Genomic DNA, 14,952 nt, shown 5'->3' on the forward strand with positions numbered 1-14,952 from the left:
GGCATCTTTTTCAAAGGTGCCCTGAGTGATAGATCGCGCAGTAAAGGTGGGCGATCAAAGCCCTTGTTGCTTGGCTTGATCCCACAGCCTATCCAGCTCAGCCAGATCGCTTTGCTCAACACTGCTGCTGCGATCACGCAACTGCTGCTCTATAAAGCGAAAACGCCGCTCAAACTTGTTGTTGCCCTCGCGCAGCGCATGCTCAGCATCCACGCCAAGATGACGCGCAAGGTTTACCACGCAAAACAGCAGGTCACCCATTTCCTCCGCTACGGCGGCGGCATCCCCTTGGCTCAACGCGTCGCGCACTTCGTCCAGCTCCTCGGCAATTTTGTCGACAACGGGTGCCGCGTCTGACCAATCAAAACCGGCACCTGAAGCACGCTTCTGTAATTTCTGCGCACGACTCAGCGCGGGCAACGCCTGAGGCACGTCATCGAGCAATGACAGCTGTTGCGGCTGAACTGCCTTCTCCGCGCGCTCCTCAGCCTTGATCTCTTCCCAGCGCTGCTTGATCTGCTCCGGCGCCAGCGTCAGAGTGCCGGGTGGCGTGCGCAGATTGCCGTCAGGAAATACATGCGGATGGCGGCGCAGTAACTTTCGAGTAATGCCGTCCACGACCTCAGGCCAGCCAAAGCGGTCCACTTCTTTACCCAACTGAGCGTAATACACCACCTGAAACAGTAAATCGCCCAACTCGCCGCGTAACTGCTCAAAGTCGCCCTGCTCAATGGCATCAGCCACTTCATAAGCTTCTTCCAGCGTATGCGGCACTATGGATGCGAAATTTTGCTCCAGATCCCATGGGCAGCCATGCTGTGGGTCGCGCAAGCGCGCCATGAGATACAACAAGTCATCAAGTTGATAACTCACGCCCGGTTCTCCTGTCGATTACGACGCGCCTCGATCACGTTGGGCAGCTGACTGATACGCCCCAACAGGCGTCCTAGAAGGTTAAGGTTAGGAACCTCAATGGTCAGCAGCATAGCTGCGTAGTTATCGTCCTTATTGGTGCGGGTGCTCACCTCCAGCACATTGAGCTTCTCGTTAGCCAGCATCAACGACACATCACGCAGCAGACCGGAGCGGTCATACGCCTTGATGTAGATTTCTACCGGATAGGTCTGCACCGGCGCGCCGCCCCAGTTCACTTCTATCAGTCGTTCAGAGTCCTGGTCCTGCAGCTGCATGGCGTTGGCACAGTCAGCGCGATGCACGGTGACGCCGCGGCCCAGGGTGATATAGCCAATGATAGGGTCGCCCGGAACCGGCTGACAGCAGCCAGCAAGCTGGGTCATGAGGTTGCCAACGCCTTGTATATAAACGTCGCCACGGCGCCCCACCTTGCTCTGCTTCTTGGGTATTAACTCCAGCTGCTCGCTGTGGCGGTCCGGCTCCACGAGCTGGTGCGCAACCCCGACGACGTGGGCCAGACGCATATCTCCTGACCCTACTGCGGCAAACAGATCTTCCTGGCCCTTGATACCCAGCCGATCGATCAACTGGGCATAATCGGCGCCATTAAGCGCTAGACGAGTAAGCTCTCGCTCCAGCATCAACTTGCCGGCCTGCACGTTCTGCTCGCGCGCCTGCTGCTTGAACCAATGCTGGACTTTGGCCCGCGCCCGCGAGGTATTGACGTAGCCCAGATTCGAATTGAGCCAATCCCGGCTGGGGTTACTGTGCTTGCCGGTAATGATCTCGACCTGCTCACCCGTTTGCAGAATGTAATTGAGCGGAACGATGCGCCCGTTTACCTTGGCGCCACGGCAGCTATGGCCAATTTCAGTGTGGACCCGATAGGCGAAATCCAGTGGCGTAGCGCCCTTGGGTACGTCCAGCACGTGGCCATCAGGGGTAAATAGATAGATACGGTCCGGTTCAAAATCCACCCGGAGTTGATCTGCCAGACCGCCGATGTCGCCCATTTCCTCGTGCCACTCAAGCACCTGGCGTAACCAGGCAATCTTGTCTTCGTAGGCGTTGGACGAAGAGCCGGTATCGGTTCCCTTGTAGCGCCAGTGCGCACACACCCCCAACTCAGCTTCCTCGTGCATCGCCTGGGTACGGATTTGCACTTCAAGCACCTTGCCATTAGGGCCGACAACCGCCGTGTGCAGCGAGCGATAGCCATTCTCTTTGGGGTTGGCAATGTAGTCGTCAAACTCGTTAGGGATATGCCGCCACAGGCTATGGACTATTCCCAGTGCGGTATAACAGTCACGCACCTGCGGCACCAGAATACGAACAGCGCGCACGTCATAGACTTGACTGAAGTCGATGCCTTTACGCTGCATCTTCCTCCAGATGGAGTAGATATGCTTGGCACGGCCGGTAATGTCGCCAAAAATGGACGCTTCTTCCAGCGCAGCACGCACTTGCGCCATGACAGTATCGATGTATTCCTGCCGGTCGAGACGACGCTCATCCAGCAGCTTGGCAATCTGCTTGTACTGGTTTGGCTCCAGATAACGGAAAGAGAGATCTTCCAGCTCCCACTTGATGTGGCCAATGCCCAAGCGGTGGGCTAGCGGGGCATAGATATCGAATACCTCACGGGCAACCCGATAGCGTTTTTCTTCCGGCGCATCCTTGACGGCACGAATAGCACAGGTTCGCTCTGCCAGCTTGATCAGCGCGACCCGGACATCGTCTACCATGGTGACCAACATCTTGCGCAGGCTCTCGACCTGGGCATGCGGACTGAATACCGTATTCTTGCCGGCATTCTGCGAGACACTGATGGCGGCCATGCGCTGCACGCCGTCAACCAACTGCGCTACCACCTCGCCAAAACGATGCTCGACTGCGAGCAAATCGGTCTTGCGCTCACGCACTGCGCGATACACCACCGCAGCCACCAGCGAGTCCTGATCCAGCTTGAGATCAGCGAGAATTTCCGCCATCTCAAGCCCGGTCAAAAAACTATTGGTGCCGTCTGCCCAAATGTTCTCCGCCGCAATGGCGGCACGCTCCAGTTCGCAAGCCCACTCGCAGGCCTCGCGTAATACCTCCGGAGTTGCCAGATTGAGTCGCTTATCGATACGCTCAATCCATGCGTCGATGTTGATGCTGCCGTCTCGATTGGTCGGATGTTCCGCCCTGACCTGTACCATCTTATTATCCTCGTCCGCCGCACTAGCCGTGCTAATGCTTGCGGAACAATGCCATGGCTTCCACGTGCGAGGTTTGCGGGAACATATCCATCACCCCCGCCTTGACCAGGCTATAACCTTTAGTCGCCAAAATACCTGCATCCCGCGCTAGCGTTGCCGGGTTGCAGGAAATATAAAGTATGCGCTTGACTCCCAGCTCTGCCAGATCCAGGACCAACTGCTGAGCGCCATCTCGTGGCGGATCAAGCAAGGCTGCGGTGAATGCTGGGGCAGCAGCCGGCAATATGAGAGGGTTCGACAAGTCCGCAGCAAGAAAGTGCAACGCATCGAGCTTATTATCCCGTGCGTTCTGCTGTGCTCTCGCCACCATCAGCTCGCTGCCTTCAATACCGGTAACCGCGGCGCCCTGCCGGGCCATGGCCAAAGCAAAATTACCCACACCAGAAAACAGATCCAGCACCGACTCGCCTGGCTGCAACGCCAGCCAGTCTAGTGCCTGATTAACCATGGCTTGATTGACCGCGGCATTGACCTGAGTAAAGTCGCCAGGCCCGAAGCTCAGCTGCAAGTCCTGATCAGGTAGCCGGTAGCTTGGTTCCGCGGCGCCAGGCGTCACACAATGCAACGACTCCACCTCACCCGGCTGGAGCCAACAAGCCAAGCCGTGCTGTTGCGTAAAGCCGTCCAGCAACTGCAGGTCCGACTCGCAGAGTGCACTGGTATGACGCAGTACCAAAGCGGGTTGCTCACCGCCAATCAGCTCAACATGCCCGAGGGAACGCGGATCCGCCAGCGAGCGCAGCAGCGCCGGTAGCTCGGCAATAACTGTCTGCAATGCAGGAATGAGAACCGGGCACTCGTGCACCTGCACCAGGCCACTACTGGCACGCTGCCGAAAGCCAACCTCCAGCTCATTGCGCTTGGGCTGCCAGCGCACGGACACACGAGTTCGCTGGCGATATCCGTAAGCAGGGCCCTCGAGCGGCGCAGCCCATTGGTCAGGCTGAACACCCGCAAAATGCTGCAGCTGCTGCGCGAGCGTCTGCTGCTTGATCGCTAATTGGCTGCTATGCGGCATATGCTGCAGACTGCAACCGCCACAGAGCTCTGCGTGCTCACAACGCGGCTGCAAACGCTCAGGACTAACCTGCAGCAGCTGTTCCTGACGGGCTTCAATCAACTTGCTGCGCGCTCGAACGACGCGTGCTTGAACCCGCTCACCCGGTAGCCCACCCTCAACGAAAACGGTGCGCCCCTGCCAACGGCCAATGCCTCGCCCATCATGAGCCAGGCGCTCCAGATTCAGCTCAATACGCTGACCTATAGCTGCAGGAGAGTCACTGCTTTGCCGGCGCGGCTGCCGCGCCCGTTGCCTGCTCATGCTTCACCATCATAGATCCCGGTCGACAGATAACGGTCGCCACGGTCGCAAACAATGGCAACAATTACCGCATTCTCGACTTCGGCACTCAAACGCAACGCGGCGGCGACCGAGCCACCAGAAGAAACACCCGAAAAGATGCCCTCTTCACGCGCCAGCCGGCGCATGGTGATTTCGGCCTCTTCCTGGCCCATATCGATTATCCGGTCGACGCGCGTCTCATCAAAAATCGTTGGCAGGTACTCTTTTGGCCAGCGCCGAATGCCCGGAATAGAAGCGCCCTCAACCGGCTGCAAACCCACAATCTGGATGGCCGGGTTCTGCTCCTTGAGATAGCGCGAGGTTCCCATAATGGTCCCTGTCGTGCCCATAGAGCTGACAAAGTGGGTAACGCTGCCGCCCGTGTCGCGCCATATTTCTGGGCCGGTACCGTGATAGTGCGCCTCAGGGTTATCCTGGTTGCCAAACTGATCCAGTACTTTGCCGCGACCTTCAGCCTGCATGCGCAGCGCCATATCACGCGCACCTTCCATACCCTGCGACTGCGTCACTTCAATCAACTGGGCACCGTAGGCCGTCATGGCCGATTTACGCTCAGCGCTCATATTGTTTGGCATGATCAACACCATGCGATAGCCCTTCATCGCGGCAACCATTGCCAGTGCTATGCCGGTGTTACCCGATGTTGCTTCAATCAGGGTATCGCCAGGTGTAATGGCACCGCGCCGTTCGGCATGCTCAATCATGGACAGCGCGGGCCGATCCTTGACCGAACCGGCAGGGTTGTTACCCTCAAGCTTGACCAAAATGGTGTTACTGGTAGTGCCTGGCAACCGCTGCAGCCGCACCATAGGGGTATTGCCAATACATTCGGCAATAGTGGGATATTCAATCGTCATTGTTCATCCTGGGAGCCTGGTCACGGAGCAAATCACCAGCCAAGGCTGCGCTTTCTTTTCAGTCGGCCTATGATACCGGCATCGGCTTGGCGGATATACACAATGAACGAGATCGGCATAAAGACCCGCATTCTGCTAATGACACTGCTCCCCTGCGGCCTGCTCGCTCTAGTGCTGGGTGGTTACTTCAGTTGGCAGCAATTGCAGGACCTGGAGCAACAGTTGCTGGAACGCGGCCAGATGACCGCAGAGCACCTGCAGCGGCCAGCGGCCGAAGCGCTTCTGGCACGCCAACCAGAGCGCCTGCGCAGTACATTGAGTCGCGCACTGAACTACCAGGACGTGCGTTCAATTTCGCTGTACGACAGCGACAAGCAGTTGCTTGAGCATAGCGGCCCACAAATGCACCTGGCAGGCCGAACCTTACCGGAGACCGGCCTGGCTGCCGGAACCGGCCTGCAGATTCAGGCCAGCAAACAAAGCACTCACTTCACGCTACCACTGCTGGCCAGTCCCGGTCTGCTGGAAAAGGTGGATCGCCCCGACCTTGAACCTGATGCCCTGCTTGGCTGGCTGGAAGTAGAACTGAGTCACGGCAATACACTGCTACGCAGTTATCAAAGTCTGCTGACCACGCTGGTACTGATTATGATCGGCTTACTTATAACCGGGGCGCTGGTTAGCGCTATGGGCCGGCGAATCATAGGTCCGATCGCACATATCAACCAAACAATCGCACGTATCAGCAGGGGGCAACTCGACGTCAGGCTGGACGAACAGGGCAGCCGCGAACTGGACGATCTCGCCAGCGGGATCAATACCATGGCCCAGGCACTGCAAAGCGCACAGGGCGAGCTGCAACAAAACGTGGATCAAGCGACCGAAGATCTGCGACAAACGCTGGAAACCATTGAAGTACAAAATATCGAACTCGATATGGCGCGCAAAACCGCACAGGAAGCGAATCGCATCAAGTCAGAATTTCTCGCCAACATGAGCCACGAACTGCGCACGCCACTAAACGGCATTCTCGGCTTCAGTAACCTGCTGCAACGTACCGAAATGACGTCGCGCCAGGAAGAATACCTGGGCACCATCACCAAGTCTGCCGACAACTTGCTGGCCATTATCAATGAGATTCTCGATTTCTCGAAAATCGAAGCCGGCAAATTGGTATTGGAAAACATGCCATTCAATCTGCGCGATCTGATTCAGGACACCCTGACGATGCTCGCACCAGCCGCGCATCAAAAAGACCTCGAGCTCGTCAGCCTGATCTACCGCGACACGCCGCTGGGACTTAGCGGTGATGCCTTGCGACTCAAACAGATTCTCTCCAATCTGGTCAGCAACGCCATCAAGTTCACCCACGAGGGTTCAGTCTGCCTGCGCACTATGCTGGAGGACGAAGACGAGGATCACGTAACGCTGCGCCTGAGCGTCACCGACACTGGCGAAGGTCTGACCAGCGCCCAACAAAAGTCGTTATTCAAAGCATTCAGCCAGGTAGATAACTCGCTCTCACGCCAACCCGGCGGCACCGGCCTGGGGCTGGTCATTACCAAACGCCTGGTTGAGCAAATGCATGGCGATATCGGACTCAACAGCGCCGTTAATGAAGGCTCCGAGTTCTGGCTGACCATTCGCCTGAAAAAGTCCAGCCAAGCCAGTGACGATCTGCCTATCCAGCCATTGAAAGGTATCAGGGTGGCACTCTGCGAGCCTCAGCAACTAAGCCGGCAGGCGCTGGTTCATTGCCTGCAGGATCTGGGGCTGGAGATTAACCAGTATCCAGATCTAAGTGCATTGGAAAGCGCACTGGACATGCCCGACGGTGAGGATATTCGCCTCGTTTTACTGGGCAGCCCGGCGCTCGACACATCTATGTCGGCCATGTTGGCCTGCATGCGCGACTGGGCTGACAGTGGACGCTGCCAAAGCATTCTGATGACCAATACGACGGAGCACACCCAGCAACTCGATAGCCTGCCCGGTGCGCACTGCGCCGTGTTATCCAAGCCGCTGTGCACGCGCAAACTATTTCGCGCAGCGACTCAGTTATTGCAACCACGCAGTCTGCTGGCCACACAACAGCTAAGCCAGCAAACAGAGAGGCGCGAGAACCCAGGTTCGGTTAGCGTACTGTGCGTGGATGACAACGAAGCTAATCTTAAGCTGGTGGAAACCTTTTTGTCAGAAATGGGCACCCGAGTGCTAAGCGTCGGCAGTGGCGAAGAGGCATTAGAGGTGTTGCATGAGCAACGCTTCGACCTGATTTTCATGGACGTGCAAATGCCCGGCATGGATGGCCGCCAGACCACTGAGGAAATTCGCTTGCGTGAGGAGCTAAGCGACCAGCACCCGGCGCCGATTATCGCGCTCACCGCGCACGCGCTGGCAGACGAACGTCGGCGCCTGCTCAAATGCGGCATGAATGACTACCTGTGCAAGCCAATCAGCCCCGAGCAACTGCGCGAATGTATTGAGAAGTGGACCGGGCAGCAACTGCTTACCCCGCCGCCACAAGCAGCCCAACCTGAGGTTCTATCCAAGCCGAGCCCGCTGGTGGTAGACCCTGCGGAGGGCCTGCGCCTAGCTGCGGGCAAAGCCGACCTGGCTAGTGACATGCTGGAGATGTTGCTGGCTGGCCTCCCTGGTGAGCGCACACGTATCGCTCAGGCTATGACAAACGGTGACCAGGAGGCCTTGCTGGAAACCGTGCACAAACTGCACGGCGCCACGCGATACTGTGGCGTTCCGGAACTGCGTCAAGCCTGTCTGCGTGCCGAGACCAGACTGAAAGAAGGCGGGGCTGCAGAGGCGGAGATCACCCTGATGATGCAAGCCATGGAGCGGTTGCTGGAAATAACCTCAGTCGAGTGACCATACGGCAAAGGCCAGCGCCTGCTCACGCTCATCGCTCAACGACAGCAACATGCGGCCGCCTCCGCCCAGCTCCAGACGCTCTGCCGCAACACCACTCAGCTGCACCAAGGGCGCGCCAGCCGGATCGTTATCAATTTGCATATGCTGCCATGACAGTCCGCCAGCCAGCCCAGTGCCCAGCGCCTTGAGGATCGCCTCTTTAGCGGCAAAACGCTTGGCCAAGAAACGGGCTGGCTGGCGATGCGCGGCAAACCGTTGAAACTCCGTCGCCGTCAATATACGCCTGGCGAAGCGTTCACCCTGACGCCCCAGCACGGCTTCAATGCGCGACACCAGTACCAGATCAGTGCCAATAGCGCGAATCATGGCCGCGCAGCAGCGTCGAGAATCAGCGAGCGCATATCCTTCACCGCGCTGGCAAGACCGGAAAATAGCGCGCGCGCGATAATAGCGTGACCAATGTTCAGCTCGTTGATACCCGCTATGGCCGCGATTGGCTCGACATTATGGTAATGCAACCCATGGCCTGCATTGACCACCAGCCCCAGCTTGCGTGCATAAGTTACGGCAGTCTGAATACGCTTGAGTGCGTCGCGCTGCTCGGCACCTTCGGTATCAGCATAATGCCCTGTGTGTAATTCAATCACCGGCGCCCCGACGCGTTTCGCAGCCTCAATCTGACGCGCGTCCGGATCAATAAACAGAGACACTTCTGAGCCTGCGGCCGACAGACGCTCTACTGCCGACTGCACACGAGCCTCATTGCCACAGACATCCAACCCGCCCTCGGTGGTCAGCTCTTCGCGCCGCTCGGGCACAAGGCAAACATGGGCCGGCTTGAGCTTTTCCGCAAAAGCGATCATTTCGTCGGTGACTGCCATCTCAAAGTTCATCCGCGTTTGCAGCACCTCTGCCAACAGCAGAACGTCACGTTCCTGAATGTGCCTGCGATCCTCGCGTAGGTGCACCGTAATCCCATCCGCACCGGCCTGCTCCGCTTCAATGGCTGCCTGGACCGGGTCCGGGTACCGCGTACCGCGAGCCTCGCGCAAGGTGGCAACATGATCGATATTAACTCCAAGCAACACACGACTAATCTCACTCATGCTGAACATCTCCTGTCATTACTAACGACCGTAAGTCGCCGCGATAAAAAGCTCAAGACTTGGTGTCACGCCCCACGGAAAACAGCTGGCGACTCATCAGCGGCCGATCGCCCAAGTGCACCGCGAGCGCTTTGCGCATTAACCTCTTAGCCGTATGCAGCGCCGCCGGATGCTGCCAGTCACTGACTGCCATCGCCAACAGCCCTGCGCCGGGGAGCAACCCAGGCTGCTCGTGGTCAACTCGCAGCAGTCCCTGCTCAGCATCCCACAGGTAAAGCGCGGAAGGTAACAGCGGTTGATCCTGCGCGTCGTGCAACAAACTGAAACCGTAGCCCATCAGGTCAAGCAGTTGCCACTCGAATTCACGCAAAACGGGCTCTACCGAGCGCTCTCCGACCAGTTGTTCCAGTGCAGTTTGATAGGCGGAAAAGAGTAATGTCTGCGGATCGCCGAAAGACAGCAAACGGACCAATAACTCATTGAGATAGAGCCCGCTGAAAAGTGCTTCCCCCTGCAGGCGAACATGGCTACCGGCAACCTCGGCCTGCTTTAGGGTTTTGAGTTCGCCGCGGCCATAGAGCGCCACCAACAGCGGGGTGAAAGCTTGCGGGCGTATACCCTTGCCGCGTCGCGCCCCCCGCCAGACAACACGCTGCAATCCACCATGCAGCGTCAGCAGATCCACCAGCGCACTGCTGTCGCGGTAGGGTCGGCTATGCAGCACGTAGGCCGGCTGCAGATCGAGGATCATGGCGAGGACGCCGAATCAGTCGTCGAAACGATAGCCCAGCGAACTCAACGCGCGTTCGTCGTCCGACCAGCCTCGGCGCACTTTAACCCACAAGTGCAACATAACCTTGCTGCCGAACAGCTTTTGCATATCGAGCCGGGACTCTTGACCAATTTTCTTCAGACGGTCGCCACCGTCACCAATAATGATCTTCTTCTGACCATCGCGCTCAACCAGAATCAAGGCATGAATATGCAAAATCTTGCCCTCCTGTTTGAACTGCTCAATTTCGACGGCAACCTGATAAGGGATCTCAGCGCCCAGCTGACGCATGACTTTCTCGCGCACCAGCTCTGCAGCCAGGAAACGGGAGCTGCGGTCAGTAAGCTGATCTTCCGGGTAGAAGTGTTCACTCTCGGGCAAACGCTCGGCGATCAGTTGCTCCAGTAGCTCGATATTACGACCATGCAAGGCCGACACCGGCACCACCTCAGCATTGGGTAGTTGCGCAGTCAGCCACTCCAGGTGCGGCAAGACCTCGCTTTTGTCATCCATTCGATCAACCTTGTTGACCACCAGGATAATCGGGCAAGTAACGTACTGCACTCGATCAAAGACCATCTGGTCCTCGTCCGTCCAGCGGGTACGATCCACGACAAAGAGCACAACATCGACATCACGCAACGCCTGACTGGCGCTCTTGTTCATGAAGCGGTTGAGCGCCTTCTCGTTTTCCTTATGTAGACCCGGTGTGTCTACATAAATAGCCTGAATGGCCCCTTCAGTCTTGATACCCAGCATGGTGTGCCGCGTGGTTTGCGGCTTACGCGAGGTAATTGCCAACTTCTGGCCAAGAATATGATTCAGCAAGGTCGACTTGCCAACGTTGGGACGCCCGACAATGGCAACATAACCACAACGGCTGACAGCTTCAGTCATCTGCTTTCTCCACACCCAGGGCAATAAGGGCCAACTGAGCCGCTTTCTGCTCAGCCAGTCTACGACTATTACCTTCACCGAACGTAGGCTGCGCCAGCAGATCAACCTGGCAGTCCACTTTGAAGGTACGGCAGTGGGCTTCACCACTACTCTCAATCACCTCATAACGAGGCAGTTCGCTCTGCCGCGACTGCAGAAACTCCTGCAGTCGGGTTTTCGGATCCTTGTTATTGTCGACCAGCGTCAAGGTCGAAATATGACCAACCAGCCAATCCAGCACGCGCTCGCGAGCCGCCTCCATCCCGCTATCAAGATAGATGGCGCCAATAATGGCTTCAGTCGCATCAGCAAGAATGGATTCGCGGCGGAAACCGCCGCTTTTAAGCTCGCCAGAGCCCAGGCGAAGATACTCGCCCAACTCAAAGCCCTTGGCCAGTTCAGCCAGGGTCACACCCTTGACCAAACGTGCACGCAGCCGTGAGAGCTGACCTTCGCGTGCCTGCGGAAAGTGTTGAAAGAGCATTTCGGCGGCGACAAAGTTAAGAATCGAGTCGCCCAAAAACTCCAGCCGTTCATTGTTTCGGCCACCGAGACTACGGTGAGTCAAGGCCAGCACCAAGAGGTCCTGATCCTTGAACTGATAGCCTATCCTGCGTTCCAGTCGGTCTAGCTGATTGCTCACTTTAAAGGTCTGATAATATGAGTTTCGTCAAAATGAACCAGTAGGTCCACTGTGTCGAGCAATGGCGCGCGTTGCTCGTATTTGATCACCACCGTGTAGGCATCATTGCCACTGGCAGTAACCTTGATTGCTTCCTTCGCATCGATATCGCGAATACTGTTGATCTGCAGCCCCTTGCTGATGTGGGAGTTCAAATCACGCATTGAACGAATCTTGAGGCTAGGGTCCTCGTTAACCGAAGTCACGATATTGCGCAGGGCAAAATGGTCCATGTAAATAGGAACCAGCTTCATCGCAATGACCATCGCAAATACCAGCAGCGCAATAACCGCCAACCAGCCAAAAAACGATGCCCCTTTCTGAGAGTGGCGCATGATAACCTCGCACGTCCGTTGTTGATGTTATGTTGACAACTGCCACACGCCCTTTAGTGAATCAGGGCCACGCTGGAAAAACTCGGCAGATTGCTCAGTTTGGGTTCGGGCCAGTGCATCCAGACGGCAAAAGCCTTGCCCACAATATAGTTGTCCGGAACCATTCCCCACAACTCCTTGGGCATATCGTCGGCATGCCAATAACGGCTGTCATTGGAATTGTCGCGGTTGTCGCCCATCATAAAGTAGTGCCCCTCAGGTACTACCCACTCTTTTTCGGGCGGCGTTTGTGACAGTTCCTTCTGGCGAATAAGGTGACTCACCTCACCCAGCTGTTCACGATATATAGCTGCATTCGCAAAGGCCTGCAAAGGATGTCCCGCCGGTACTTCATCATCATGGGTTATTTCGACTAGCTCGTGCTCGACCTTTTTACCGTTCACGTAAAGCTGCTTGTCAGCGTAACGAATGTGATCGCCAGGCAGACCTACCACCCGCTTGATGTAGTTAGTGGCCGGATCGTTAGGATAGCGGAATACCATGACATCGCCGCGCTGGGGGTCACCTATCGGGATCACCTTGACGTCAGCGACCGGTAAGCGGATGCCATAGGCAAACTTGTTCACCAGAATAAAGTCACCCACTGCGAGGGTAGGCTTCATTGACCCGGACGGAATCTGAAACGGCTCAACCAAAAAAGAGCGCAGGATTAGCACCACCGCCAGGACTGGAAAAAACGACTTGCCATACTCGACCAGCAGCGGCTCTTTATCCAATCGCTCGATAGTCTGCGGGTCCGCCACGTCGACTTCAGCTTCATAGCGGGCCACCGCGCGGCGGCGGCGAGGAGCAAGAAACAGGAAGTCGATCAGCGCGAGAAAACCGCTGATGGCAACGGCCAGCACCAACACCAGCGGGAAATTGATGTGCATCATTATGTGCGCGTCTCGTTCCTAGTTATCTACTTTGAGGACCGCAAGGAAGGCATCCTGCGGAATTTCTACACTACCCACCTGCTTCATGCGTTTCTTACCGGCCTTCTGCTTCTCAAGCAGTTTCTTCTTACGGCTGGCATCACCACCATAACATTTGGCAAGTACGTTTTTGCGCAACGCCTTGACCGTTGAACGCGCAACAATCTGCCCGCCCATGGCCGCCTGAATAGCTACATCAAACATCTGGCGAGGTATCAGTTCGCGCATTTTCTCAACCAGCTGGCGTCCTTTGAAGGCCGCCGCGTCGCGATGCACAATCAACGCCAGAGCATCGACCTTCTCACCATTGATCATCACATCAAGACGTACCAGCTTGGCAGCCTGGAAACGGTCAAAACTGTAATCCAGCGAAGCATAGCCGCGACTAACCGACTTGAGCCGATCAAAGAAGTCCAGCACCACTTCGTTCATCGGCAGGTCGTAAATTACCTGAACCTGGGTGCCGAGAAAAATCATGTCATGCTGCACACCGCGCTTGTCGATGCACAGGGTAATCACGCTGCCCAAATGATCCTGCGGCACCAGAATATTGGCGCGCACAATAGGCTCACGCATTTCCTCGATCATCGAAGGATCAGGAAGATGAGACGGGTTATCGACGTAGATCAGTTCACCGTCCTTTTTGACCACCTCAAAGACTACCGTAGGCGCCGTGGTGATCAGATCGAGATCATACTCGCGCTCCAGGCGCTCCTGAATGATCTCCATGTGCAACATGCCCAGAAAGCCGATACGGAAACCAAAACCCAGGGCTTCCGAACTTTCCGGTTCAAATTGCAGCGCCGCATCATTCAACGTGAGCTTCTGCAGTGCTTCGCGGAAATCTTCAAAATCGTCAGAGCTGACCGGGAACAAACCTGCATACACCTGTGGCTTGACCCGCTGAAAGCCGGGCAACATATCAACGTCCGGCGTCGCAGCCAGTGTCAGCGTATCGCCCACCGGCGCACCATGAATATCTTTGATACCGGCGATGATAAAGCCAACTTCACCGGCTTTAAGATCTGCCGTTTCAGAATGCTTGGGGTTAAATACGCCGACGCTGTCAACCTGATGCTGTTTGCCGGTAGATTTGACCAGAACCTTGTCGCCTTTCTTGATACGGCCGTGTTTGACTCGAACCAGAGATACGACGCCAAGGTAGTTATCAAACCAGGAGTCGATAATCAGCGCTTGCAGGGGTGCATCAATATTCCCCTCAGGGGCCGGAATAGTCTTGATCAGTGCTTCCAGCACCTCCTCTACTCCGATCCCGCTTTTGGCGCTGCACGCCACGGCGTCGGTAGCATCAATACCGATCACACTTTCAATCTCAGCCTTCACCCGTTCAGGTTCAGCCTGCGGCAAGTCGATCTTGTTGAGGACCGGCATCACCTCCAGACCCTGCTCAATCGCCGTATAGCAGTTGGCTACTGACTGCGCCTCAACCCCTTGCGCGGCGTCAACCACCAACAGCGCGCCCTCACAGGCGGCAAGGGACCGGCTAACTTCGTAATGAAAGTCGACATGACCAGGCGTATCAATAAAATTCAGCTGGTAGGTTTTCCCATCCTTGGCGGTGTAGTACAGCGTCACGCTGTGCGCCTTGATGGTAATGCCGCGCTCACGCTCCAGATCCATGGAGTCCAGCACCTGGGCTGCCATCTCCCGCTCGGTCAATCCGCCGCAGATCTGGATAAACCGATCCGCCAGAGTAGATTTGCCGTGGTCAATGTGGGCAATAATGGAGAAATTACGTATTAAGCTCAGGTCACTCACAGCGCGGATCATCCAGACGTAGTTGCCAGACATGGCGATGAAAGGGAGAAAATCCCTTGAAAACAGCCGGCGAGTGTACCTGATTA

The 14,952-nt window shown here is 56.4% G+C and carries 13 protein-coding genes; 1 reads left to right on the forward strand and 12 read right to left on the reverse strand.

Annotation, left to right across the window (positions count from 1 at the left end; genetic code table 11):
- Positions 1–54 precede the first annotated feature (54 nt).
- From mazG to cysM, 4 genes are read right to left on the reverse strand one after another with little or no spacing between them, the layout of a single operon-like run.
- The gene (gene mazG, locus H4J77_RS02550; RefSeq protein WP_310734922.1) at positions 55–873 is read right to left on the reverse strand and encodes a nucleoside triphosphate pyrophosphohydrolase; all 819 of its coding nucleotides are present in this window, start codon (positions 871–873) and stop codon (positions 55–57) included.
- Complete coding sequence (gene relA / locus H4J77_RS02555; protein ID WP_123888622.1) at positions 870–3,116, reverse strand: GTP diphosphokinase; 2,247 nt, start codon at positions 3,114–3,116, stop codon at positions 870–872. The genes mazG and relA overlap by 4 nt, the downstream gene beginning before the upstream one ends.
- Before the next feature lie 31 nt (positions 3,117–3,147).
- Positions 3,148–4,497 (reverse strand): 23S rRNA (uracil(1939)-C(5))-methyltransferase RlmD, encoded by a 1,350-nt coding sequence (gene rlmD / locus H4J77_RS02560; protein WP_182246901.1) that lies wholly within the window; start codon positions 4,495–4,497, stop codon positions 3,148–3,150.
- Positions 4,494–5,396 carry a cysteine synthase CysM gene (cysM, locus tag H4J77_RS02565; RefSeq protein WP_123888620.1) on the reverse strand — a complete coding sequence of 301 codons (903 nt, stop codon included), beginning with the start codon at positions 5,394–5,396 and terminating at the stop codon, positions 4,494–4,496. The genes rlmD and cysM overlap by 4 nt, the downstream gene beginning before the upstream one ends.
- Positions 5,397–5,498: 102 nt before the next feature.
- Here cysM and H4J77_RS02570 point away from each other — a divergent pair, with 102 nt between their 5' ends.
- Positions 5,499–8,279, forward strand: coding sequence for a response regulator (locus H4J77_RS02570; protein ID WP_182246903.1), 2,781 nt, complete (start codon positions 5,499–5,501; stop codon positions 8,277–8,279).
- Here the strand turns inward: H4J77_RS02570 and acpS are convergent.
- Genes acpS through lepA form a run of 8 tightly spaced genes read right to left on the reverse strand, consistent with a single transcriptional unit; the run spans position 8,268 to position 14,866 of the window.
- Positions 8,268–8,648 (reverse strand): holo-ACP synthase, encoded by a 381-nt coding sequence (gene acpS / locus H4J77_RS02575; protein ID WP_182246905.1) that lies wholly within the window; start codon positions 8,646–8,648, stop codon positions 8,268–8,270. The genes H4J77_RS02570 and acpS overlap by 12 nt on opposite strands.
- A complete protein-coding gene (gene pdxJ / locus H4J77_RS02580; protein ID WP_123888617.1) occupies positions 8,645–9,388 on the reverse strand; it encodes a pyridoxine 5'-phosphate synthase in 744 nt (247 codons plus the stop codon). The genes acpS and pdxJ overlap by 4 nt, the downstream gene beginning before the upstream one ends.
- 52 nt (positions 9,389–9,440) lie before the next feature.
- Positions 9,441–10,139 carry a DNA repair protein RecO gene (gene recO / locus H4J77_RS02585; RefSeq protein WP_182246907.1) on the reverse strand — a complete coding sequence of 233 codons (699 nt, stop codon included), beginning with the start codon at positions 10,137–10,139 and terminating at the stop codon, positions 9,441–9,443.
- 15 nt (positions 10,140–10,154) lie between these two features.
- On the reverse strand, positions 10,155–11,057 hold the full coding sequence (gene era / locus H4J77_RS02590) for a GTPase Era (protein WP_182246908.1): 903 nt from the start codon (positions 11,055–11,057) through the stop codon (positions 10,155–10,157).
- Positions 11,050–11,739 carry a ribonuclease III gene (gene rnc / locus H4J77_RS02595; RefSeq protein WP_123888614.1) on the reverse strand — a complete coding sequence of 230 codons (690 nt, stop codon included), beginning with the start codon at positions 11,737–11,739 and terminating at the stop codon, positions 11,050–11,052. Before rnc ends, era begins: the two co-directional genes overlap by 8 nt.
- The gene (locus H4J77_RS02600) at positions 11,736–12,113 is read right to left on the reverse strand and encodes a DUF4845 domain-containing protein (RefSeq protein WP_123888613.1); all 378 of its coding nucleotides are present in this window, start codon (positions 12,111–12,113) and stop codon (positions 11,736–11,738) included. Before H4J77_RS02600 ends, rnc begins: the two co-directional genes overlap by 4 nt.
- A gap of 53 nt (positions 12,114–12,166) precedes the next feature.
- Positions 12,167–13,045: a signal peptidase I gene (lepB, locus tag H4J77_RS02605; RefSeq protein ID WP_123888722.1), complete on the reverse strand. Its 879-nt coding sequence runs from the start codon at positions 13,043–13,045 to the stop codon at positions 12,167–12,169.
- Positions 13,046–13,066: 21 nt separating this feature from the next.
- Entirely contained in the window at positions 13,067–14,866 is a 1,800-nt protein-coding gene (gene lepA, locus H4J77_RS02610) for a translation elongation factor 4 (protein ID WP_182246909.1), read from the reverse strand.
- Positions 14,867–14,952 lie beyond the last annotated feature (86 nt).

The sequence above is a fragment of the Pseudomonas sp. 5Ae-yellow genome (assembly GCF_014077575.1).
Classification (GTDB): Bacteria; Pseudomonadota; Gammaproteobacteria; order Pseudomonadales; family Pseudomonadaceae; genus Halopseudomonas; species Halopseudomonas neustonica.